Origin of the sequence: Frondihabitans sp. Leaf304 (assembly GCF_001423105.1) — a bacterium.
Classification (GTDB): domain Bacteria; phylum Actinomycetota; class Actinomycetes; order Actinomycetales; family Microbacteriaceae; genus Frondihabitans.
The window spans coordinates 439,382-462,979 of the sequence record NZ_LMNV01000005.1 but is presented as its reverse complement, the minus strand read 5'-3'; the positions used below and the strand labels follow the sequence as shown (position 1 = coordinate 462,979).

20 protein-coding genes are annotated in these 23,598 nt (G+C 68.8%); 8 read left to right on the top strand and 12 right to left on the bottom strand.

Annotation, left to right across the window (positions count from 1 at the left end):
* Positions 1-113 precede the first annotated feature (113 nt).
* Positions 114-1,466 carry an MFS transporter gene (locus ASF54_RS15660; protein ID WP_084816349.1) on the bottom strand — a complete coding sequence of 451 codons (1,353 nt, stop codon included), beginning with the start codon at positions 1,464-1,466 and terminating at the stop codon, positions 114-116.
* A gap of 43 nt (positions 1,467-1,509) precedes the next feature.
* Between ASF54_RS15660 and ASF54_RS15655 the strand changes: the two genes are divergently transcribed.
* The 7 genes from ASF54_RS15655 (at position 1,510) to ASF54_RS15625 (ending at position 7,414) form a co-directional block, all read left to right on the top strand.
* Positions 1,510-1,890, top strand: coding sequence for a DUF3253 domain-containing protein (locus ASF54_RS15655; protein WP_055965190.1), 381 nt, complete (start codon positions 1,510-1,512; stop codon positions 1,888-1,890).
* Positions 1,891-1,946: 56 nt separating this feature from the next.
* On the top strand, positions 1,947-3,119 hold the full coding sequence (locus ASF54_RS15650; RefSeq protein WP_055965187.1) for a hypothetical protein: 1,173 nt from the start codon (positions 1,947-1,949) through the stop codon (positions 3,117-3,119).
* Between the two features lie 164 nt (positions 3,120-3,283).
* Entirely contained in the window at positions 3,284-4,681 is a 1,398-nt protein-coding gene (locus ASF54_RS15645; RefSeq protein ID WP_326934345.1) for an MFS transporter, read from the top strand.
* Between the two features lie 83 nt (positions 4,682-4,764).
* Positions 4,765-5,616 carry a formyltetrahydrofolate deformylase gene (purU, locus tag ASF54_RS15640; protein ID WP_055965181.1) on the top strand — a complete coding sequence of 284 codons (852 nt, stop codon included), beginning with the start codon at positions 4,765-4,767 and terminating at the stop codon, positions 5,614-5,616.
* 41 nt (positions 5,617-5,657) lie between these two features.
* Positions 5,658-6,059: a YrdB family protein gene (locus ASF54_RS15635; RefSeq protein WP_084816348.1), complete on the top strand. Its 402-nt coding sequence runs from the start codon at positions 5,658-5,660 to the stop codon at positions 6,057-6,059.
* A 63-nt stretch (positions 6,060-6,122) separates the two neighbouring features.
* Positions 6,123-7,118 (top strand): NAD-dependent epimerase/dehydratase family protein, encoded by a 996-nt coding sequence (locus tag ASF54_RS15630; protein WP_055965178.1) that lies wholly within the window; start codon positions 6,123-6,125, stop codon positions 7,116-7,118.
* A gap of 56 nt (positions 7,119-7,174) precedes the next feature.
* Entirely contained in the window at positions 7,175-7,414 is a 240-nt protein-coding gene (locus ASF54_RS15625) for a hypothetical protein (protein WP_055965175.1), read from the top strand.
* Positions 7,415-7,496: 82 nt separating this feature from the next.
* Here ASF54_RS15625 and ASF54_RS15620 read toward each other — a convergent pair whose 3' ends face one another.
* The 8 genes from ASF54_RS15620 to ASF54_RS15585 all read right to left on the bottom strand — a co-directional run bounded on the left by ASF54_RS15620 (position 7,497) and on the right by ASF54_RS15585 (position 17,691).
* Positions 7,497-8,780, bottom strand: coding sequence for an alanine racemase (locus tag ASF54_RS15620; RefSeq protein WP_162237150.1), 1,284 nt, complete (start codon positions 8,778-8,780; stop codon positions 7,497-7,499).
* 134 nt (positions 8,781-8,914) lie between these two features.
* Positions 8,915-9,775: an HAD family hydrolase gene (locus ASF54_RS15615; protein ID WP_055965169.1), complete on the bottom strand. Its 861-nt coding sequence runs from the start codon at positions 9,773-9,775 to the stop codon at positions 8,915-8,917.
* Between the two features lie 60 nt (positions 9,776-9,835).
* On the bottom strand, positions 9,836-10,795 hold the full coding sequence (locus ASF54_RS15610) for an NAD-dependent epimerase/dehydratase family protein (protein WP_055965167.1): 960 nt from the start codon (positions 10,793-10,795) through the stop codon (positions 9,836-9,838).
* A gap of 360 nt (positions 10,796-11,155) precedes the next feature.
* Positions 11,156-13,384 (bottom strand): NADP-dependent isocitrate dehydrogenase, encoded by a 2,229-nt coding sequence (locus ASF54_RS15605; RefSeq protein WP_055965163.1) that lies wholly within the window; start codon positions 13,382-13,384, stop codon positions 11,156-11,158.
* Positions 13,385-13,528: 144 nt separating this feature from the next.
* A complete protein-coding gene (locus tag ASF54_RS15600; RefSeq protein WP_055965160.1) occupies positions 13,529-14,620 on the bottom strand; it encodes an ABC transporter ATP-binding protein in 1,092 nt (363 codons plus the stop codon).
* A complete protein-coding gene (locus ASF54_RS15595) occupies positions 14,617-15,507 on the bottom strand; it encodes an ABC transporter permease (protein WP_084816346.1) in 891 nt (296 codons plus the stop codon). Before ASF54_RS15595 ends, ASF54_RS15600 begins: the two co-directional genes overlap by 4 nt.
* Positions 15,504-16,511: an ABC transporter permease gene (locus ASF54_RS15590; protein WP_055965157.1), complete on the bottom strand. Its 1,008-nt coding sequence runs from the start codon at positions 16,509-16,511 to the stop codon at positions 15,504-15,506. The genes ASF54_RS15595 and ASF54_RS15590 overlap by 4 nt, the downstream gene beginning before the upstream one ends.
* Before the next feature lie 19 nt (positions 16,512-16,530).
* Entirely contained in the window at positions 16,531-17,691 is a 1,161-nt protein-coding gene (locus tag ASF54_RS15585; protein ID WP_055965154.1) for an ABC transporter substrate-binding protein, read from the bottom strand.
* Between the two features lie 188 nt (positions 17,692-17,879).
* Between ASF54_RS15585 and ASF54_RS15580 the strand changes: the two genes are divergently transcribed.
* Complete coding sequence (locus tag ASF54_RS15580) at positions 17,880-18,587, top strand: phosphonatase-like hydrolase (protein WP_055965152.1); 708 nt, start codon at positions 17,880-17,882, stop codon at positions 18,585-18,587.
* Between the two features lie 88 nt (positions 18,588-18,675).
* On the opposite strand, the gene ASF54_RS15575 is transcribed toward ASF54_RS15580, so the two are convergent.
* From ASF54_RS15575 to ASF54_RS15565, 3 genes are all read right to left on the bottom strand, one after another.
* On the bottom strand, positions 18,676-21,690 hold the full coding sequence (locus ASF54_RS15575) for an alpha-mannosidase (protein WP_055965149.1): 3,015 nt from the start codon (positions 21,688-21,690) through the stop codon (positions 18,676-18,678).
* Positions 21,691-21,779: 89 nt separating this feature from the next.
* The gene (locus ASF54_RS15570) at positions 21,780-22,616 is read right to left on the bottom strand and encodes a carbohydrate ABC transporter permease (protein WP_055965146.1); all 837 of its coding nucleotides are present in this window, start codon (positions 22,614-22,616) and stop codon (positions 21,780-21,782) included.
* A gap of 2 nt (positions 22,617-22,618) precedes the next feature.
* A complete protein-coding gene (locus tag ASF54_RS15565; RefSeq protein WP_055965144.1) occupies positions 22,619-23,596 on the bottom strand; it encodes a carbohydrate ABC transporter permease in 978 nt (325 codons plus the stop codon).
* Positions 23,597-23,598: the final 2 nt, after the last annotated feature.

The following is a 23,598-nucleotide window of genomic DNA, read 5'->3' as shown; positions in this document are numbered from 1 at the left end:
GGTGCTGCAGCACCCGCCGACTCCTCCCAACACCCGCCCACTCCCCACAACACCCGCCCACCCCGGCCACCGGCACGGAACACGGCGCCCAGAATTCGCCCCGCAGCGGAGAGCTAGCGCGGGCCGGCCAGACGCCTCGCCTCGCGCGCCGCACGCCGAACCGTCTTGCGGCGCCGATCCAGGCGCACGAGCGCGATGTTCGAGACCACGGTCACCACGAGCATCACGACGGCGATGACGATGTACAGCCGCGGCAGGGCGTCGAGCCCCACGCCCGACAGCACAAGGCCGCCGAGCAGGGCGCCGGCGCCGATGCCCGCGTTGAACGACGACGTGTAGAACGAACTCGCGATGTCGCGGATGCGGGCCGGGGCCACCTGCAACAGACGCGTCTGCAAAAGGGGCGGCAGAGCGCCGAACGTCACACCGAGGATCACGAAGACCACGAACGACGGCACCGGCTGACCCTCGAAGATGAGGAGGCCGACGACGGCGACCGCGACGAGGGCCATGACGACCGGGATGCTCAGGTCGGGGCGCCTGCCGAGCACGAGGCCGACGAGAAGGAGGCCGACAGCTCCGGCGATCCCGTAAGCGAAGAGGGTGATGCTCAGGATGTCGGGCGGGAGCTCGCTCGACCGGGTGAGGAACGGCGCGACGTAGGTGTACAGCGAGTAGTGGCCGACCATGAAGAACCCGGTGACGATGCAGGCCATGACCACGCCGAGCACGCTCGGATCGATCTCTTCGCGCGGCGGGCGACCGCCGGCGCGCGAGCCGGGCCGAATGATCGGGATCGACCCGGTCGCCAGGGCACCGGGGCCGATCGGGGTCGCGCCGGTCATCGCGTCGCTGTATTCCTGGCGAAGCGTCGCGGCATCGGACGCCCCCGAGCCGACGTCGGGCAACAGCCGCCAGACCAGAACGGCGCCGATCACCATCAGCACCGCGAGGAGGCCGAACGCCAGACGCCACCCGACCGCCTGCCCGACCGCGGTTCCGAGCGGCACGCCGAGCACGAACGCGAGCGTGCCACCGCTCGACGACACGGCGAGCGCCTTGCCCACCTGGTCGCGCGGAACGAGGTGCGCGGCGTAGGCGCCGGTGATGGCCCAGAACACCCCGTGGGCCAGGCCCCCGACGACGCGGGCGACGACCAACGTCGCGTAGCTCGGGGCGAGGGCGGTGCCGGCGGCACCGATCGCGATCACGAGGATGAGGCCGACGAGAAGGCGGTGGCGAGGGATCCGGGAGGTGAAGTGGGTGAGGATCGGCGACGTCAGCACCACGGTGAAGGCGAACACCGAGACCAGCAGCCCGACCGACGATTCGCTGACTCGGAGCTCGTCGCCCATCTCGGGGAGCAGGCCGGTCGGGAGCATCTCGCCCGAGATCGAGAGGAACGACGCGATCGCCAGCGCGATCAACCCGGCCCAGGGAAAACGGAGTGCGGTTGTCGTCGTCACCGGAAAAGCCTAGCGACCAGGGCCGACGGAGTAGAACGGAATCATGACCCTCGACGAGAAGACCTGCCGCTCCTGCGGTCGGCGTATCGAGCGGCGCGCGAAGTGGGCGAAGAACTGGGATGAAGTGGCGTACTGCAGCGACGCGTGCCGCCGCCACAAGATCAAGCCCGTCGACCGGGCGCTCGAGGCGAGCATCCAGCGCCTACTCGCGAGTCGTGCCGCCACCTCCACCATCTGCCCGTCCGATGCCGCCCGCGACGTGTACGAGGGCGACGACGACGGCTGGCGCGAGCTGATGGAGCCGGCCCGTCGCGCTGCCCGGCGGCTCGTGGCCGCGGGCGAGGTCGACATCACGCAGGGCGGCAGCGTGGTGGATCCCTCGACCGCCAAGGGCCCCATCAGGATCCGGCGCCACCGCTCCTGACTCAGCGTCACCCCGCCGCCCACCCCGACCGAGGCACCGCCGACTAGGTTTGTCGGGTGCCCGCCCTCCTCGCCCGACGCCCGTGGGTCGCGGTGCTGGTGGTCTACCTGCTGTCGCGGGTGCTCTCGACCGGACTCCTCGGATCCTTGTTCGCCCTCGCCACCTCGCAGGGTTGGTCGTTCGCGAGCGACCGGGCCGATCCGACGTTCTTCACCTTCTCCGGGTCGTGGGATGCCAGCTTCTACAAGACGATCGCCGAGCAGGGCTACCCGACGACTCTGCCGAAAGACGACGACGGGTACGTGCAGTCGAACCCGTGGGCTTTCTTGCCGGTGTTTCCGGGCATCGTCAAGGCGATCGTCGCGGTCACGGGCCTGCCGTTCTACACAGCCGGTGTTCTGGTCGCGACCGTGTTCGGATTCGGCGCCGCACTGATGCTCTACCGACTGCTGGCCCTCAGGGTGCCGCGGGAGCGTGCACTCTTCGCGGTCGCGGTGTTCTGCGTCGGGCCGATGGGGTACCTCTTGCAGTGCGCCTATGCCGAGAGCGCCTTCCTGTTCTTCTTCTTCACGGCGCTCTGGTGCCTAATGACGAGGCGCTACCTGCTGCTGATCCCCTTCGCCGTGGTCGCGGCCTTCACACGCCCCGGCATGCTGGCGTTCGCCCTCACCCTCGGCGTCCACCTCGTCGTCCGGTGGCGAGAATCGAGGATCCGAGGCGGTCGCCTCCCGGTGCGCGACACGCTCCAGATCGTCTTCGCCGGCGCAGTCGTGACTGTCGCCGGCTTGGCGTGGCCCTGGGTCGCCACCGGCGTGACCGGCGAGCGCGACGCCTACCTCGACACGGAGCTGTCGTGGTGGGTGGGTTATGTCGGCCACCAGGCCTTCCGTCCGCTGACGCCGTGGTTCACGATGGCGGCGACCTGGCTGTCGTGGCCCGGCGTCCTGCTCGTTCTCCTGGCGCTCGCCGCGGGGGCGTTCTGGCTCACTCGGCGGTCGACGCGTGAGCTCGGGCACGAGATCGTCGGTTTCACGACCTCGTACTGGCTCTATCTCGTCGCGGTCTTTTTGCCGCAGCAGAGCCTGTTCCGGTTGATGATGCCGGTCGCTCCGCTGCTCGGCAGCCGGCTGTTCTCGGAGACGCGGCGGCGGCGCGTGGTCGTGCTCGTCGTGGCGGTGGTGCTGCAGGCGGTGGCGCTGATTCCGCTGTGGTTCATCGGGTACCCCTGACCCAAACCAACATATGCAGGTAGACTGCATAAGTTCCCGATCGACGCCGCCGTCGACCAGCCCGTCGACGACCTGAGTAGGCGACCACCACGACCACCACGAACCCCCGCACCCGCAACACCCGCAGCACCCGCACCGAGACCGGCTTCGGCCCCCGCTTCGTCATCCCGATCCTGTTCGGCCCTCTGCTCAACCCGATCAACACCACGATGATCGCGGTCGCCCTCGCCCCGATCTCCCGCGACCTCGGTATCGGCAGCGACCAGGCCATCTGGCTCGTCTCGTCGCTCTACCTCGCCTCGGCGATCGCGCAGCCCACGATGGGCAAGCTCGCCGATCGGTTCGGTCCGAAGAAGATCTTCCTCTTAGGGCTGGTCGTGGTGATCGTGGCAGGGATCCTGCCCGCGGTCGTCCCCACGTTCGGCGGCGCCCTGGTCTCGCGCGTGCTCATCGGCATCGGCACGTCGTCGGCCTACCCGGCGGCGATGAGCGCGATCCGCAACCAGAGCGACCGCCTCTCGATCGCCACCCCGCCGCTCGTTCTCGGCGGCCTGTCGATCTCGTCGCTCGTCTCGGCCGCAGCCGGCCCACCCCTCGCGGGCGCGCTGATCGGCGCCTTCAGCTGGCACGCGATCTTCCTCGTCAACGTGCCTCTCGCGGGCATCGGGCTCGTGTTGGCGGCACTGTGGCTTCCGTCGGACAGGATCCGGCCGATCCGCTCGGCGCCGCTCCCGATCGTCCAGGCCATCGACCCTCTGGGCCTCGCCCTTTTCGCCGTGACCATCGGCAGCCTGCTGGTGTTCCTCCTCGACCTCGGGGCGGGCCTGTGGTGGCTGCTGATCGTGACGGCTGCGGCCCTCGTCGCACTCATCGTCTGGGAGCGTCGCGCCGTTGCCCCGTTCATCGACGTGCGCATGCTCGCCTCCAACGGTCCGTTGACCCGCACCTACCTCCGACTGTTCCTGGTCTACGGCATCGCATACACGATGACCTACGGGTTCTCGCAGTGGGTGCAGGAGGTCGCCGGCATCTCGTCTCAGACGGCCGGCCTGATCCAGCTGCCCGGCGCGATCCTCGCGGGCGTCGCCTCCTTCTGGTTCGCGCGAAAGGCCGGCGTGCGCCTGCCGCTGATCGCGGCCGCCCTGATTCCGCTGGTCGGCGGATTCGTCGTGGTGTCGCTCACCTCGGGATCCCCGGTCTGGCTGTTCGTCGTCGCCACGATCTTCTTCACGATCCCGCAGGGGCTCGCCTCGGTATCGAACCAGGCCGCGCTCTACCGCCAGGTCGACCCTGCCGGAATCGGAGCGGCCGCCGGGCTGTCGCGCACGAGCATCTACATCGGCGCGATCGCGTCGACGAGCCTCATCGGCGTCGCGTACGGCGACCGGCCGACGACCGGCGCTCTTCACGAGCTCGGCTGGGTGATCGTCGGGATAGCCGTCGTGCTCAGCGCCCTGACGATCTTCGACCGGCGACTGAAGGCCTCGCGGCCGGTGACGTCGAAGCCGGCCGATGACAGCACTGCCACGCGCGCCGACACGGAGCCCATCAGCGTCGTTTGAGCCGCCGCCGCTCCCCTCCCCTCCCCTCCTCCTTCGAATCTCCTTCCAATTCGGGAGGGGACGGGTCACCTAGGATTGACCGCGTGACCGAGACCCACTGGACCCTCACGCTCGTCTGCCAAGACAAGCCCGGCATCGTCCACGCGATCAGTGGCGCCGTCGTCGACGCGGGCGGCAACATCACCGAGTCGCAGCAGTTCTCGAGCATCGACACCGGCACCTTCTTCATGCGCCTGCAGGTCGTCTCCGACACCGGCCGCGACGCCTTCGCCGGGGCACTCGCGCCGGTCGCCGAGCGCTACGACATGGAGTGGAAGCTCGACGTCGTCGGCCGCCCCCTCCGCACGCTCGTGCTCGCGAGCAAGGCCGCGCACTGCCTCAACGACCTCCTCTTCCGCCAGCGGGCCGGGCAGCTGCCGATCGAGATCCCGCTCGTGCTGGCCAACCATGCCGATCTCGCCGAGCTGGCCGAGTTCTACGGCGTGCCGTTCGAACACCGAGCCGTGGTCGGCCCCGAGCTCAAGGCCGACTTCGAGCGCCGCGTGCTCGAGGCCGTCGAAGAGCACGACATCGAGCTGGTCGTCCTGGCCCGCTACATGCAGATTCTCAGCCCCGAGCTCTGCGCTGCTCTCGAGGGCCGTGCCATCAACATCCACCACTCGTTCCTCCCCGGATTCAAGGGCGCAAACCCCTACCGGCAGGCGCACGCCCGCGGCGTGAAGCTGATCGGCGCGACCGCCCACTTCGTCACGAGCGACCTCGACGAGGGCCCGATCATCGAGCAGAACGTGGTCCGAGTCGATCACAGCCGCACTCCGGGCGACCTGGTGGCGATCGGCCAAGACGAAGAGAGCCGCACCCTCACGCAGGCCGTCCGCTGGTTCGCCGAAGACCGCGTGCTCCTCGACGGCGCCCGCACGATCGTCTTCCGCTGACGCCTCACCCCGACACACGACCAGAGCAGACACCAGGATCTATGTTCGACACTCCCAAGAGACGCCCCGGTCGCGGAGGCGGAGACGACGGCACCGGCCACCCGATCTCGCCGAACACCGTCGTGCGCATCGTCCTCCAGGTCTTCGCGCTGTTCAGCCTGGGCTTCTGGGGCTACCTGGCCTGGCCGTTCCCCTTTCCCTCGCTGTTCTTCGTCATCGGGGCTCCGCTCTTCGCCGCCGTGGTGTGGTGGCTGTTCCGGTCGCCTCGCGGCCCGCTGAAGACCGATCCGCTCGGCCGCGCCATCGTCGAGATCGCCGTGATGGGCTCTGCGGCGTATGCGTGGTTCAGCCTCGGCTATCCCCTCGTCGCGGCGGTGTTCGCCGTGGTCGCCCTCGGGTCGGGAATCATTCACTTCCGACGCGAGCTTCGCGCCGCCGAGTGACGACGCCGCTCACCCCTGCGACGGTGCCGGGCGGGCCGCGCGCGCGTCTGACATGATCGACGGATGACAACGACGTCTCTCCTCTTCATCGGCGGCACCGGCCAGATCAGTGCGGCATGCGTCCGCGAGGCGGTCCGCAACGGCCTCGCCGTGACCGTCCTCAACCGCGGCACGACGACGGCACGGAGCATTCCCGACGGCGTCGAAGTGCTCACCGCTGATGCGCATGACGAAGCGGACGTGTCTCGGATCCTCGGCGACCGCCGCTTCGACAGCATCGCCGACTTTCTCACCTTCACTCCCGATCAGGCCGCCGCCGCGGTCCGCCTCTACGGCGATCGCACCGACCAGTATCTCTTTGTTAGCTCCGCCTCGGCGTACCAGAAGCCCCCGGCCCGGCTGCCGATCGACGAGACCGTCCCCCTCTTCAACCCCTTCTGGCAGTACAGCCGCGACAAGATCGCTTGCGAGCGGTTGCTGCGAGACGAGCATGCGGCGGGCAGGATCCGCGTCACCGTCGTTCGCCCCTCCCACACCTACGACCGCACCCAGGTGCCTCTGCTCGGCGGGTGGACCGTCATCGATCGCCTGCGTCGCGGACTGCCGATCGTGCTCCACGGCGACGGCACCTCGCCCTGGGCGATCACCCACTCGGATGACTTCGCCACCGCTTTCCAGTCGTTGCTCGGCGCCCCCGAAGCGATCGGCGAGGCGTTCAACATCATGTCGCCCGAACTGCTGACCTGGAACGCGATCGCCCTCGACCTGGCCGATGCCGCCGGGGTGGAGACGCCGCAGATCGTGCACCGTACGACTCACGACCTCGTCGTCGAGGCCCCGGAGTGGGACGAGTCGCTTCGCGGCGACCGCAGCCACCCGGCCATCTTCGACACGACCAAGATCCGGTCGCTAGCCACCGGATGGGAGACGCGCATCCCCTTCGCCGAGGGTGCCCGGCAGATCATCGCCTGGCACGACGCCGACGCCTCACGTCGTGTCGTGGATCCGGAGGTCGATGCGCTCATCGATCGGCTGACCGGTCGGGTCGCCGTCGCCTGAGGGTGTCCCCTGAAGAGACGACTGCGCGCGGAGGCGGCGCACTCTAGGGTTCGGGTATGAAGTCAGAGCGTCGTCGGATCACAGAGCGCATCGCCATCGTCTCAGGGCTGGTGGGCGGCTTCTTCCTGGTCGTCGCCTTCACGCTGATGCTCACGACCGCACCGATCGTCGCGTCGGCCATCTGCCTGCCCGTCGGCCTCGCCGGCCTCGTGCTCGGGATCGGCTTGGCCCTGCTGCTGCGCCGCGGCGTAGCGGCCGACACCTGGCCCCGGTCGGGTCGCAACGCTCCTCGCTAGGTTCCGGTCGGCGAGACCTCAAAATCGACGATGCCGCGACTCGTTTAGGCGTCGTTTTTGAGGTCTCAAAACCTCCCACCTGCTAGAAGCGAGTTCGAATAACCCCCGACACCGCGGGCAGCGCGCGCGGCTTAATCCGGCCGTCGTCGATCGTCGCGATGTCGGTCCACTTGTCGATGGTCGTGCACGGGTGCGAGATGCCGAGACGGACGAGGTCGCCGATCGCCAGCGATGACTCGGGCGGGAGCTCGACGAACGCGTGCTGGTCGTTGAGGCCCGTCACGCGAGCGGCCTCGACGGCGCCGGGCACACGCCTCACGCCCTGGGCCGAGGTGCGGTACGCCTCGATGAGAATCGGCAGCCCTTCGTCGTCGGCGGTGTCGCGTCGGCCGACGTTGAGCAGCGCCAGCGTCGCCTCCGGTTTCGAGATGACGCTCGCCCACAGGTCGAGCGCCGCCAGGAAGCGGTCGGCGTTCTCGATGCGCTCGAACGGGGTGAGTCGTCGATACAGGTCGTGGTCGTGCGTGACGTAGGCCCCCGATCGGAGGACGACGCGGGTTCGCACCCCGCGCACCCCGTCGGGGTCGTGTCGGAATCCGAGCGCCTCGACCACGCGATCGAAGTAGACGCTGCCGCCGGCCGTGAGCACGACGTCTCCGCCGAGGTCGAGCCACTGGGTGAACGATTCGCCGTCGAGCCGATCGCGGAACTCGATGAGCGTGGCCAGGTAGTCGTCGACGAGCTGGAGCGACTCGGCGTCGATACCGTGGGTCAGAGCCCCCTCGTAGCCGGCGACTCCGGCCAGCACGAGGTGGTCGGCGTCGCGGACGGCCGCGGCCACGGCGAGCGCCGCGTCGAGGGTGCGAGCCCCGGTCCGACCACCGCGCGCGCCGAGCTCGACGAGCACGGGGAGCGGCCGGGTGGCGTTCCCCCGCTCGAGCGCCGCATCGACGAGGTGGACGGTCGCGACTGAGTCGACCCACATGAGCACGTCGCTGCCGGGCTCGACCAGAAGCAGAAGCGCGTCGGTCGAGAACGTGGTGCCGGCGAAGATGATGTGGTGAACACCGGCCTGACGTGCGATCTCGGCCTGGTATGCGGTCGCGACGGTGATCCCCCAGGCCCCGGCGTCGAGTTGGCGCTGCCAGATCTCGGGGGCCATCGTGGTCTTGCCGTGCGGGGCGAGATCGACCCCGGCCTCGGAGCACCACCGGGCCATCGTGTCGATGTTGTGGTCGAGCACGGCCGTGTCAATGGTGAGCACCGGCGTCGGCAGCTCGTCGAGCGGAATCGGCCAGGGCCGCGGGGTGAATGCGACCTTCGACGAGGTCGTATGCGCTGCCGACGGGCCAGTGCGGGGAGTCATCATCGTCCTCTTTCGGGTGGTGGCCGATGCAGAAGCGCCGTCGACAGCTGCTGAGCAATCGGAGACGCGGTGAGACACAGAATGGACCCCGCAACGAGCGACGGCAAGCCCCCGTCACGACGATCGATCCCCGATCAGTGTTGGGCCGGGATCCTCGCGTTCGATTGCAACCACCGCGCGACACCGTCGTCGGCGTTCGAGTCGATGACACCCGTTGCCCGCGCCTTCACCTCGTCGCTCGCGTTGGCCATGGCATAGGCCTCGTCGGCCACGTCGAACATCGGCAGGTCGTTGAGGTTGTCGCCGAAGCAGACCACCCGATCGGCTCCCCAGGCCCTGGCCAGTTCGCGAACGCCAGCACCCTTGTCCGACCCGAGCGCGGCCACCTCGAGCCAGTGGATACCCTCGAGGTACGTCTCGGGCTGCAGCGTGACCGTCAGCCGATCGCCGTAGCGGGAGTCAAGGATCCTTCGCACCGGCTCGAGATCGGCCTCCGGTGCGAGAGCGACGATCGAGAATGTGCCGTCGCGCGTCAGCTCGCTCGGGTGCGCCACGGGCCGGAATCGCGGATCCGCGCCGCGCTCCGCGAGGTACCACTCGATGCCCGGCCCTTCGGCCCCGCGCACCCAGCCGACCGTGTCGGCGTGCGCCTCGGCTTCGGGCGACGAGTCGAGCGAGTAGACGAGCGGGGCGGCGCCGTTCTCGGCGAAGACGCCGAGGACCTCGTCGACGAGCTCAGGGTCGATGACGTGATCCACGAGGGTCTCGCCGGTCGTGAGGTCGACGATGAACGCCCCACCGTAGACGCACGCGGGCCCTTCGAGACGGAGGCCCTCGGTCACCCGTCGCAGCGAGACGACGGAGCGGGCCGTCGCGATGGCGATCGGGAGGCCCTGCGCGACGAGCGAGTTGACCGTATCGACGGTGAAGGCGCTCGGGCTCGCGTCGGGCGAGAGCAGGGTGCCGTCGAGGTCGCAGACGTAGAGGGTGGTCACGCGTTCATTCTCGCGGAGGCTGCTGGGGGCTCTCGACCCCAATGCGGGGTGGACGGCGGGTCAGACGGCCAGCTGCCCGTCGCGGGCGAGCCACTCCAGGCCCTCTTCGACGGCCTGCAGCGTCGTGTAGCGGGGTTCGTAGCCGAGGATCCGGCGCCCCTTCTCGATCGACATCGAGTGGCTGCGCGAGATGTGGGCCTCGCTCGCCTCCGCCGACTCCGCGCTCACGCCCCGCCTCCATTCGGCGAACGGCTCGAACTCGAGCTGCGCCTCCTGCCCGTACCAGCGGGCGATGCCCTCGGCGAGGCCGCGCAGGGTGACGGCCCGGTCAGAAACGACGTGGAAGCTGTTGCCGACCGCCTCGGTCGACCGCTCGATGGCCTTCACGAACGCCTGCGCGACATCGTCGGCGTGCACGTGGTGGAGCGTCTCGAGGCCGAACCCCGGGAGCGTGACGGGCCGCCCGTGCGCCAGGTCTTCCCAGACCGACAGGTCGAGGTTGCCCTGCGGGTTGATCATGGCCCAGCCCGGGCCGGTGATGTGCCCGGGGTGCAGCACGACCGAGCGAAGCCCGCCGGGCCGCTGCGATTCGCGCAGCAGAAGCTCTTCGATCTCGGCCTTGCCGGTGCCGTACTCGCCGAACGGGGTGCGGATCGCACTCTCGGTGATCGGCACCTCGGTCGCCGGGCCGTGCACCCACACCGTGCCGCAGTGCAGGAGAAGAGGCGAAGCGGGCCGGAGTGCGTCGACGAGCTGCTCGGCGGAGGAGCGGGTGAAGCACACCATGTCGATCACGACGTCGGCCTCAAGGGCCGCGATGGCCGGCGCGAAGGTGCGGTCGGCGTCGCCTTGCTCGCGGTCGAGCTGGATCCTGGTGACGTGCTCCCAGGCGCGGTCGTCGCGATAGGGAGCGCTCGTGCCCCGGCTCACCGCCACGACCTCGTGTCCGGCAGCGATGAGGCGAGGAACGAGGTAACCGCCGACGTGCCCGGTTGCTCCGATGATGACGATCTTTGACATGGGGGCGACGCTACGCTCGGGGCGGCATCGGTGGTTGGTCGCGTCTCGTGCGGCGCCGCTCAGCGCACGGCCGGCTCCCGCCCCTACTGCCGGCGAGATGGCCTCATCGACGCCCAGCCCGGCCTGTCGCCGTCGATCAGGCCACCTCGCGAGCCTCGCCTCGCCTCATTGGGGCCACCCCGCCGAGATCGCACTATTGGTCGCCTACACCCGACACCAATTGCGATCTCGGCGCCGCCGATGCCGCCCCGCGGCCCGGCAGCGCGGCAGCCCGGGTACGCGAAACACCGCCTTCCGGGGAAGACACCGCCCATGGGCGGTGCCGCGCCCGAAAGGCGGTGTTGTTACGCCGGGCGCCGCCTAGAGGGCGGCCAGCGCGGCGTTCAGCGTCGCCGACGGGCGCATCACGGCCGAGGCCTTTGCGTCGTCGGGCTGGTAGTAGCCGCCGATGTCGACCGCGTGGCCCTGCGCCCCGTTGAGCTCGCCGGTGATGGTCTCTTCGCCATCGCCGAGGGCCTTCGCGAGCGTCGCGAAGTCAGCGGCGAGAGCTGAGTCGTCGGTCTGCTCGGCGAGCTCGTTCGCCCAGTAGAGCGCCAGGTAGAAGTGGCTGCCGCGGTTGTCGATCGAGCCGATAGCGCGTGCCGGCGACTTGTTCTCGTCGAGGAAGGTGGCCGTGGCCCGGTCGAGGGTGTCGGCGAGGATCTGCGCTCGGGCATTGCCGGTCGTCGCCGCGAGGTGCTCGAAGCTGGCCGCGAGTGCGAGGAACTCGCCGAGGCTGTCCCAGCGGAGGTAGTTCTGCTGCACGAGCTGCGAGACCTGCTTCGGGGCCGAGCCGCCGGCACCGGTCTCGAAAAGACCGCCACCGTTGAGCAGCGGCACGACCGACAGCATCTTGGCCGAGGTGCCGAGCTCCATGATCGGGAACAGGTCGGTCAGGTAGTCGCGCAGCACATTGCCGGTGACCGAGATCGTGTCTTCGCCGCGACGGATACGCGCGAGCGAGAACTTCATGGCGTCGACCGGCGACATGATCTCGATCTGCAGGCCGTCGGTGTCGTGGTCGGCGAGATAGGTCGTGACCAGTGAGGCGAGCTGGGCGTCGTGCGCGCGAGTCCGGTCGAGCCAGAAGATCGCGGGGGCTCCGGTGGCACGGGCACGAGTGACCGCGAGCTTGACCCAGTCGCGGATGACGACGTCTTTGGTCTGGCACATGCGCCAGATGTCGCCCGCCTGGACGGACTGCTCGAGGAGCACCTCGCCCGATGCGGTCGACACCGTGACGGTGCCCGCGGCAGCCAGCTGGAACGTCTTGTCGTGTGAGCCGTACTCTTCGGCGGCCTGGGCCATGAGGCCGACGTTCGGCACGGACCCCATCGTGGTCGGGTCGAAGGCGCCATTGGCACGGCAGTCGTCGATCGTCGCCTGGTAGATGCCGGCGTAGCTCGAATCGGGGATGACCGCGAGGGTGTCGTGCTCGGCCCCGTCGGCGCCCCACATGTGGCCCGACGTGCGGATCATCGCGGGCATCGACGCGTCGACGATCACGTCGCTCGGCACGTGCAGGTTGGTGATGCCCTTGTCGGAGTCGACCATGGCGAGCTCGGGGCCAGCGGTGAGGCCGGCTTCGAAGGCCGCTTTGATCTCGGCGCCGTTCGCGACCGAGTCGAGGCCGTTGAGGATCGCGCCCAGGCCGTCGTTGGGGTTGAGGCCCGCGGCGGCGAGGTCGTCGCCGTACTTCGCGAACACGTCGGCGAAGAAGACGCGGATGACCTGGCCGAAGATGATCGGGTCGGAGACCTTCATCATCGTGGCCTTGAGGTGCACCGAGAACAGAACACCCTCGTCTTCGGCGCGTTGCATCTGCTCGTGGAGGAACGTGCGGAGGGCGGCGACGTGCATGACGGTCGCGTCGAGCACCTCCCCCTCGAGCACGGGCACCGACTGGCGGAGGACGCTCTTCGTTCCGCCGGCGCCAGTGAACTCGATCTTCACCGAGCCGGCGGCTGTGACGACGGTGGTCTTCTCGTTCGAGCGGAAGTCGTCGTGGCCCATGGTGGCGACGTTCGTCTTCGAGTCGGCGCTCCAGGCACCCATGCGGTGCGGGTGCTTGCGGGCGTACTGCTTGACCGAGAGCGGTGCCCGGCGGTCGGAGTTGCCCTCGCGGAGCACCGGGTTGACGGCCGACCCCTTGACCCTGTCGTAGCGCGCCCGGATGTCGCGCTGTTCGGCAGACGCGGCATCGTCGTCGCTCGACGGCTCGTCGGGGTAGTCGGGAAGGTCGTAGCCCTGCGAGCGGAGCTCGGCGATGGCCGCCTTCAGCTGCGGCACCGAGGCCGAGATGTTGGGCAGCTTGATGATGTTGGCCTCGGGCGTCTTCGCCAGGTCGCCGAGCTCGCCGAGGGTGTCGGGAACGCGCTGCGCCTCGGAGAGCCGGTCGGAGAACTGGGCGAGGATTCGGGCCGCGAGCGAGATGTCGCGCGACTCGACCTCGACGCCGGCCTTGGCCGCATAGGCCTCGACGATGGGCAAGAAGGAGAAGGTCGCCAACCGGGGTGACTCGTCGGTCAAGGTGTAGATGATCGTGCTCATGCGAGTGGCGACTCCTTCGTTGGCGGCGATGCCTCGAGCTGCGGCCCAGGTGCATCGGACTGTCTCGATATCAAGATACCTCGCCGACCCATGAGCCCGCTGGCATCTCCCTCCAGACTAGTGAGTGCCTCCGACGCCGCGCGATCAGCCCTCCACAGGCGACGACGCCACAGGCCGCCCGGTCAGTCGAAGAGTCACCGCGTCGCCGAACTCGAAGCGTTCCTCGACCGAGTGCTGCACCGAAACGATGGTGTCGTCGTCGAGGCGAACGGTCGTGCGGCGGAGCGACCCGAGGAAGCTCGTCGAGGCCACCGTCCCCGAGAAGTCGCCGGGGGCAGTCGACGACGCCGGCACGAACACGATGTCCTCCGGCCGCACGAACGCGAGCACCTCGCCGTTCGGCAGGGCCGGGTCGATCGACGGCAGTCGCGAGCCGCGCACGGTGACGACCCCCGACACCAAGGATCCGCGCATCCGGTTGCTCACCCCCACGAAGTCGGCGACGAACGGTGTTGCCGGGGTGAGGTACAGCTCCTCGGGCGTGCCGATCTGCTCGATGCCGCCGGAGCGCATCACGGCGACCCGGTCAGCGACCGCGAGGGCCTCTTCCTGGTCGTGCGTGACGAAGACGGTGGTGATGCCGAGTTCGGTCTGGATCCTTCGGATCTCTTCGCGGAGCGACACCCGCACCTTGGCGTCGAGAGCCGACAGCGGCTCGTCGAGCAGGAGCACGCGCGGCCGGGTCACGAGCGCGCGGGCGAGGGCGACGCGTTGCTGCTGGCCGCCCGACATCTGGTGCGCGTACCGCTCGGAGAGGTGGTCGAGCGAGACCATCTCGAGTGCTTCGCGAGCGCGGGTCGCCCGGTCCGATGCCGACACCCGGCGCATCTGCAGGCCGAATTCGACGTTCTGCTGCACGGTGAGGTGCGGAAACAGGGAGTACTGCTGAAACACCATGCCGATGTCGCGTCGGTTGACGGGCACGCCCGCCACGTCGACCCCGTCGATCCGGATGGCGCCGGCCGTGATCTGCTCGAGGCCCGCGAGCGCGCGGAGGGCCGTCGTCTTGCCACAGCCGGAGGGGCCGAGCAGGGCGACGAACTCGCCGGGGCGGATCGTCAGCGACAGCTCGTCGAGGGCGCGGACTCCCGAGTACTCCTTGACGACGCCGAGGAGCTCGACGGTCGCGCCCTCGCCGAGACGCTCGAGGGTGGGGGCGGGGCTGGTGGACGTCATGAGGCACTCCGGGCGGGTGTCGGTGTCGGGAGGGGGATCCTCGGCTCCGTGCCGCGAGGGCGACGGGTCTTCTTGACGCGACCGCCGGGGCGGACAGCACCGAAGCGGCCGATGATGACGAGCAGGACGAAGGCGAACACGAGGGCGGTGAGCGCGAAGATCGTCGCCACGTACGAGTCGGTCTGGCTGATCAGCAATAGGGCCGTCTGGAACGTGTTCTGGCTGAGGAACGACGCAATCGTGTATTCGCCGAGCACGACGGCCACGGTGAGGAACACCGCCGAGATGACCCCGCGCCGCATGTTCGGCAGGATCACCCGGGCGATCGCCGTCGGCCAGGAGGCTCCCAGCGAGCGCGCCGCCTCGGTCAGCGTGACGAGGTCGAAGGCCTGGATGTTCGTGGCGATCGGCCGGTAGGCGTACGGCAGCACGATGATGCCGACCGCGAACGCGAGAGTCCAGGGTGCACTGCCGAACACGGCCGCCACCCGCTGGTAGACGGGCACGTAGCCGACCACGAGCACGATCGACGGGATCGTGATGGGCAGGATGCAGACGAACTCCAGGATCCGACGGAACCGGGGATACCGCAGCTCCACCAGCAGCATGGTCGGCAGCAGCACCAGCATCACGATCGCGACGGTGATGACGCAGATCACCAGCGAGTTCTGGATGCCCTGCCAGATCGGCGAGTAGTCGGTGCCGAGGGCGGGGTCGGGATGGAAGATCGAGACGTAGTGGATGAACGAGTAGCCGCTCTTGCCCGCCAGGCGCAGCGTGAACTGGAACATCGCCGCCAGCGGCACGATGAAGACCAGCCCGACCACGATCAAGATGACGAGGCGTGCGGTGCGGCTCGGCTCGGCGCCGATGCGGGGCGCGCTCATCGCTGCCACCTCGCTGCCCGACGCTGCAGGAGCGAGTAGAAGAACATGATCACGACCATGATCACCAGCATTCCGAGGGCGAGGACGCCCGCGGAGTTCGCGACCCCGACGATCGTCTCGCTGGTGAGCTGCTGCTTGATGGCGAGCGGCACGATTCCGCCCTGGCTGAGCAGGGCCGCAGCCGTCGCGAACGACGAGAACGAGTTCGCGAAGAGGAGGAGGACGGAGCCGAAGAACGCGGGGGCGAGCACCGGCATGGCGATCTTCGTCCAGTACTGGAATCGGGTCGCGCCGAGAGTGGCCGCGGCCTCGCCCCAGGTGGCTTTGAGCCCCTCCATCGCCGGCATGAAGGTGAGCACCATGAGCGGTACCGAGAAGTAGGTATAGGGGATGATCAGGCCGGACGTCTGGTAGAGCAGCGCACCGTTCGCGTTGACGTCGAGGCCGAAGGTGTCTTTCAGCCAGAGCGTCACGACCCCATGGAAACCGATCGTCGCGATGAACGCGAAGGCGAGCATGACGCCGCCGAACTGGGCGAGCACGCTCGAGGCGGCATCGACGACGGTGCGGAGCATGCCCTCCGCCTTCGTGCCGAGGAGCGCGAAGCAGACGAGCGCGCCGATGACGGCGCCGAGCAGGGCGCTGACGATCGAGACCAGCAGCGACCCCTGGAACGCCTTGACGATCGTGGGGTCGGTGAGAGCGGAGAGGTTCGCCAGGGTGAAGGCGCCGTCGGCGGTGAAGAAGCCGCTCGCGACCGCGATCACCGCGGGGATCGCGAGGAAGAGCACGACGTAGGCAGCGAACGGGGTGAAGCCGAGCCAGGCCGCACTGCGGCGACGAGGCCGCGAGCCCCCGGTGCCGCCGCTGTCACCGGGGGCCGGGGCACGCCCGGCGGGGGTGCGCGGAGCGGGTGAACGCCGAGCACTCCCCGCACGCAGCTCCGACGACACGACCGATCCCACCGTGGGGGATGCCGTTTCGGGGATCGATCGTGTCGTCATGAGGTGTCTTTCTCCGGTGCTAGTTGACTGCCTTGGCCCAGCCGGCGGTCAGGAGCTTGGCTGCGGCCGTGGCCTGGTCGCTGGTGAGCTGGACGAAGTCGCTGGGCGCCTCGCCGACGGTCTTCAGCGTGTCCTTGTCGACGGTGCCGGCCTTCTCCATGGCGGCGAGGGTCGCGGGGTACGCACCGGCGGCCAGGTAGAGGTTCTGTACCTCGGGGCTGTAGAGGTACTCCTCCCAGAGGCGCGCCGCAGCGGGGTGCGGGGCGTCCTTGTTGATGGCCTGGTTGTAGTACGAGCCGAGGGCGGTACCCGGGAGCACGACCGTCTTCCAGTTCGGGTTGCCGGCGGATCCTCCGGCAGGGCCCCACGCGAGGTTGTTGTAGCTCCACTGGATCACGACGGGGGTCTCACCCGAGTTGACCGTGGCCTGGGTGGGCAGCGTCGAGTTGAAGTTGCCGTCGCCCTTCAGCTTCTTGAAGAAGTCGATGCCGGGCTGGATGTCGTCGGCCGAGCCGCCGTTGCCGAGGGCCGCGAGGTAGACGGCCGAGGCGGCCTCGTTGGCCTGCGTCGGGTCGCCCTTGATCGAGACCTTGTTCTTGTAGTCCGACGAGAGCAGGTCGGTGATCGACGTCGGGGCCGTCTTGATCACGCTGGAGTCGTAGCCGACCGACATGAGGCCGGTGTAGTCGTAGTACCAGGTGCCGTCGGCGTCTTTGAAGTCGGCGGGGATGTCCGACCAGTTCGAGACCTTGTACTTCGCGAGCAGGTCGGTGTTCTCGTTGAGCACGGCCGTGCCGAGGTCGAACACGTCGGGGGCGGTCGACTGGCCCTTGAGCGACTTCGCCGCGGCGACCTCGTCAGCCGACGAGCCGTTCGGGTTCGCCGAGGTGATCTTGATGTCGGGGTACTTCTTCTCGAAGCCGGCGATGATCTTGCCGTAGTTGGCCCACGACGGGGGCAGCGTGATGACGTTGAGCGCACCCTCGGCGTTGGCGGCCTTGACGAGGGCGTCCATGCCGCCCAAGTCGGCGGCGCTGGTGGCGGTGGCGGCTTTCGAGTCGCTGGCGTTTCCGCCGGCGCTCGAACCCGTCGAGCAGCCGGTCAGCACGATGGCCACGGCCGCGGAGAACGCAAGTCCGGCGACGATGCGCTTCGCCGGCTTCGAGAACGATGTCTGCACTGTGTTTCCTCCAGGACGCCTGCGGTGGTCCGTGGTGCCGGACGGGGGGAATCCGCAGGTCGATCGGGGGCCATGGTTGCCGTCCCCCGTTACGGGGACACGCTGGCTCGGTGAATGGCTTGCGAACTCTCGGCGACCAACGGCTTGACCGTCGCCCTCGGGTTTTCGGCCCCACCTACGCTCGGAGGATGATCGAATTGGCAGTCTTTGACATGGCGGGAACCACCATCGACGACGGGGGCGCCGTCTACCGTGCGCTCTCGGAGGCCGTCACCGGAGCCGGCGCGACCCTCTCGGACAGCGACCTGCAGGCGTGGATGGGCACCGACAAGGTGCAGGCGATCACCGCCCTCCTCGATCTCGGCGATATCTCCCCCACCGACGAGCTGGTCGCGAGCCGATTCGCCGCATTCAAGGTCGCCCTCGCCGAGGCCTACCGCACCGACCCGCCGACCGCCTTCGACGGCGTGCCCGAGGCTCTCGCTTCGCTGCGCACCCGCGGCATCCGGGTGGCACTCTCGACCGGGTTCGATCGGCCGGTCGTCGAGGGGCTGCTGGCGTCGCTCGGATGGACGGTGGCCGAGGATCCTGCGGCTCCGATCTCGTCCTCCACCACCGTCGACGCGGTTGTGACCACCTCGGACGTCGCCGCCGGGCGCCCGGCGCCGTACCTGATCCACCACGCGATGGAGCTCACCGGAGTGCACGACGTCGCGCGCGTGCTCGCCGCTGGCGACACTCTCGTCGACCTGCAGGCCGCGCGCAATGCCGGGGCGATCTCGGTCGGCGTGCTCACCGGGGCGCTGTCGCGGGAGTCCCTCACGGAGGGGCCGCATGACTACATCGTCGGCGGCGTGGTCGACATCCCGGCGCTGGCGGAGTGCCGGCCCGCCTGATCGGCACAGACCCGCACGACCGGCATAAACACCCCGCCTAGGACAGGTGTGGGCGCCGACCGTGCGGGTCTATGCCGCAAGCGAGGGCCTAGCCGACCTTCACCCGGAGCGTCACCACCTGGAACGGCCGCAGCTCGAGCTCGATGGCGTCGTCGGCACCCCACCTCGCGGCGGCATCGCCGACGAGCTCCCGCTCGATCAGGTCGGTCGTCCACGCCGACGCCACCGGCACGCCGAGCCCGATCGTCGCCCGCGCGCGACCGCCCTGCGCCTCGTACAGACGCACGATCAGGTCGCCCGAGCGGTCTTCGGCGAGTTTGACCGACTCGACGAGCACCGCCGGCGACGAGACAGTGAGGATGGGGGCCACGCCGTCGGATCCTGCGCCCGAAATGGTTCGCGCCGGCAGGTTCAGGCGGTAGCCGTACGCAGCCGCATCGAGAACGGTGTCGGCCACGGCGAGCGCGGTCCGCAGCACGTGTACGCCCTGGTCGGCCTCGGGGTCGGGGAACCGCGGGGCCCGCAGCAGCGACTCGCGCACCAGCGTGGTCGTGCCACCGTCGTCGCGGGTCGAGCGGGTGATGTCGTGGCCGTAGGTCGAGCCGTTCGCCACCGCGATGCCGAAGCCGGGTTCGCCGACGTGTACCCAGCGGTGCGCGATGGTCTCGAAGCGGGCGTAGTCCCACGACGTGTTGACGGCGGTCGGCCGGTTGATGTGGCCGAACTGGATCTCGGACGACGCCTGCTCGGCCCGCACATCGAGCGGGAACGCCAGCTTCAGCAGCTTCTCGGTCTCGTGCCAGTCGATCTCGGTCTCGAGCTGCACGGCCGCCTCGCCCTCGACGAGCCAGTAGCGCTGGGTGAACGTCGACTGTCCGTGCGTGTGCACGACCTCGACGACGTCGCCCGCGATCGAGACCGAGTCGGGGGTGTCGAGTTCGAACCGGTTGTTCTTGTAGTGGCGGTCGATGTCCCACGCATCCCACTGGTTCGGGGTATCGCGGAAGATCTGCAGGCGCGCGGCCACCTCGCCGGGGGCGACGAGCTCGCGGCCGGTGACCAGGTGACGGACCGACACCAAGGATCCGGCGGCGTCCAGTCGCACGCTCACCAGCCCGTTGTCGAGGGTGATCCCGTCGCTCGTCTCGACCGGGCGCACGGTGCGCGCGCGTCCGTCCGCACCGGCGCCGAGCGGCGCCACCTCCCCCGCGGCCACGGGGCTCGCGTTGAAGACGAGCTCGGCGTCGCCCGACCCGGCGAGCGCGCGCTGCGCCGCTCCGATGAGCGTCTCGAGCTCCCCCGCGATGCGGGCGTAGTTCTCTTCGGCCTGCTGGTGCACCCAGGCGATCGACGAGCCGGGCAGGATGTCGTGGAATTGCTGCAGCAGCACGGTCTGCCAGATATCGGTCAGCTCGTCGTAGGGGTAGTCGAGCAGGCCGCGGGCGGCGGCTGTCGCACTCCAGAGCTCGGCTTCGCGGAGCAGGTGCTCGCTGACCCGGTTGCCCTGCTTGGTGTTCGCCTGCGACGTGTAGGTGCCGCGGTGCAGTTCGAGGTACATCTCGCCCGACCAGACCGACGGGTGGGGCAGCGTCGCCTTGGCCTCGTCGAAGAACTGCTGGGGCGAGCCGATCGTCACCTTGGGCGATCCCTCGAGGTCGTGAGTGCGCTTGGCTGCGGCGAGCATCTCGCGGGTCGGCCCGCCGCCGCCGTCGCCCCAGCCGAAGAGGCCCATCGAGATGTTCGACGCGCCCTTCTCGGCGTACTGCCTCTGGGCGCGGGCCAGATCAGAGGCCGCGAGGTCGGAGTTGTAGGTGTCGCTCGGCGGGAAGTGCGTGAACACCTGCGACCCGTCGATTCCCTCCCAGAGGAACGAGTGGTGGGGCATCCTGTTGGTGTCGTTCCAGGAGATCTTCTGCGTGAGGAAGGAGTCGGATCCTGACGCCCTGACGATCTGGGGCAGCGCGGCCGTGTAGCCGAACGAGTCGGGCAGCCAGACCTCTTTCGGCTCGTAGCCGAACTCGCGGAGGAAGAAGCCCTTGCCGTGCACGAACTGACGCACGAGCGCCTCGCCGCCCGGCATGTTGGTGTCGCTCTCGACCCACATGCCGCCGACCGGCACGAAGCGGCCCTCGGCGACTCGCTCGCGGATGCGCTCGAAGAGCTCGGGGTAGAACTGCTTCATCCAGGAGAACTGCTGGGCACTCGAGCAGGCGAAGACGAAGTCGGGGTCGACGTCCATCAGCTGCAGCACGTTCGAGAACGTGCGCGCGCACTTGCGGACGGTTTCGCGGGTCGGCCAGAGCCAGGCCGAGTCGATGTGCGCGTGGCCGACGGCTGTGATGGCGTGCGCGCTGGCGTAGGCCGGCGAGGCGAGAACCGCCTCGAGTTCCGCTCGACCCCGGCCCGCGGTGGAGGCGACGTCATCGGGGTCGACCACATCGCAGACCCGCTCGAGGGCCCGCAGGATCTCGGCGCGCCGCGGCAGGGTGGGCTCGAGCTCGCGCATTAGACCGAGCAGGCTCCACACGTCGCGCTCCAGCTCGTATACGTCGACGTCGCGTTCGACGAGGTCGATCTGCCGCAGCGTGTAGATCGAGTCGGTGCCGGCGGTCGCCTTGTCTCCGAGGGGCGTCGGAATGTAGAAGAAGTTGCCGCCGACATCGGGGTTCGATGCCGCCTCGATGTAGAAGTCGAGACGGTCGCCGGGGGCGACGTCGAGCGGCACGTAGCCGTTGTAGGGCTCGATCGCCTTAACGATGGTTCCGTCCGGGCGGAAGACGAGGCCTTCCGCCTGGAAGCCGGGCTGCCGCGTGCTGAACCCCAGGTCGACGAGGAGCTCGAGAGCCGTTCCGGCGCTGCCCCAACCCGCGGGCACCTCGCCGGTCACGTGGAACCAGGTGGTCCCCCACGGCTTGCTCCACGGGGTTCCGACGACGAAGGGCGTGAACTCCTGCGCCACCGCCTCGGCGAACGGCACGGGTTCGTCGGGGACGTCCCACGCCTCGACGGTGAGGTGATGGGAGCGGCGGTACAGGGCCGGGATGAGCCGCTCCAAGACGAAACGATCGACGCGGACTTCGACGGAGGCAGAGTTGTCGTGCATGGGGTGGTGCTCCTTGCAGAATTCGCGGCCGCCGAGGGGCGACGCGAGGGCGAGAGGTGGAACGGGATCGAGGGGTTCTGCCTACCGGCCTACCCCTTCACGGCACCGGCCAGTGCGTTCGAGCCGCCGAGCACGCGCGAGATGAAGACGTACAGGGCGATCACCGGCACCGAGTAGACGAGCGAGAAGGCGGCGAGCTGCCCGTAGGCGACGGAGCCGTACTGCCCGAAGAAGTTGAAGATGCTCACGGCGGCCGGCTGGTTGCCCGGGCTCAGCAGCAGGATGAAGGGAACGAAGAAGTTTCCCCAGGCCTGGATGAACACGAAGATGAAGACGACCGCGATGCCGGGTCGCATCAGCGGCACGACCACCCGGGTCAGGGTGGTGAACATCGAGGCGCCGTCGGTCCAGGCGGCCTCCTCGAGTGAGATCGGCACGGAGTCCATGAAGTTCTTCGACATCCAGATCGCCATCGGCAGGCTGGAGGCGGCGAGGAAGAACACGGTGCCGGCCACGGAGTCGATCAGGTTGAGCGACACGAACAGGCTGTAGACGGGCACCATGATCGCGGTGATCGGCAGGCAGGTGCCGAACAGGATCCCGTACAGGAACGGCTTGTTGATCCGCATCCGGTAGCGCGACAGCGGGTACGCCGCGAGGATCGCCACGACGACCGTCACGATCGCGCAGCCGCCCGACAGGATGAGGCTGTTCATCAGCGGAATGAACGAGATGTCGGGCGTCAGCACCTTCTGGAAGTTCTCCAGGGTGAACTCGGTCGGGATCTTCACCGACAGCGTCGCCGAGGAGTCGAACGAGGCCAGCACGAGCCAGACGAGTGGCACGGCGAAGCAGACGGCGATGATGACGAGCACGCCGTTCGAGACGAACCGCAGGTTGCGGCCGCTGGGAGAGGTCATGGCCATGGTCAGTCGACCTCCGGCTTAAGGGCCCGGATGTAGACGATCGAGAAGATCGCGCCGATGAGCAGCATGATCGTCGCGATCGCGGTTCCGAAGCCGAGTTGGGAGAACTTGAACGCCTCCTGGTAGGCCAGGATCGGCAGGGTCGAGCTGTTGGTGCCGGGCCCGCCTCCCGTCATCACGAAGATGAGCGTGAAGACCGACAGGGTCTGCAGCGTCGTCAGCATCAGGTTGGTCGAGATGCTGCGTCGGATCACGGGCAGCGTGATGTAGATGAGGCGCTTGAACCCGCCCGCTCCGTCGACCTCGGCCGACTCGGTGATCTCGGGCGGCACCTCTTGCACGGCCGCCGCGTAGACCAGCATCGAGAAGGCCGTGCCGCGCCAGATGTTCGCCAGGATCACGGCGATCATCGGGAACGTGTAGAGCCAGTTCGCGCCCTCGATGCCGAACCACGCGAGCACCGTGTTGAGCGTGCCCGTCTGGTTGAAGAACGCGTACGCGGCGAACGCGGCGACGATCTCGGGCAGCACCCAGGCCGCGACGACGAACGTGCCGACGAGCGAGCGGACGCCGGGGTTCGCCGAACGCATCAGGAGGGCGAGGCCGAGCCCCAGGACGTTCTGGCCGATGACCGCCGATGCAAAGAGAAACACCAGGGTCAGCACGATCGACTTGGGGAAGTCGGGTGAGTTGAAGAGCTTGACGTAGTTGTCGAGCCCGATGAACGACGATTTCTGCGCCGCGGCCCCGGTGAGCGAGGCGTTGGTCAGCGAACCGTAGAACGACGAGACGATAGGCCCGAGCAGGAACAGCGCCAGGAGCACCATCGACGGCACGAGAGGAATCGTGCGACCGACGGTGCGGATGTTCCGCGCTCGCGCCGACCCCGGCCGGGGCCCCTGCGACGGTGTGCCGCTGGACCCCCGACCTCCGGCCGGATCAGTGTCTTTGCCGAGAGGGGTCGGCGCGATCGTTGCCATCA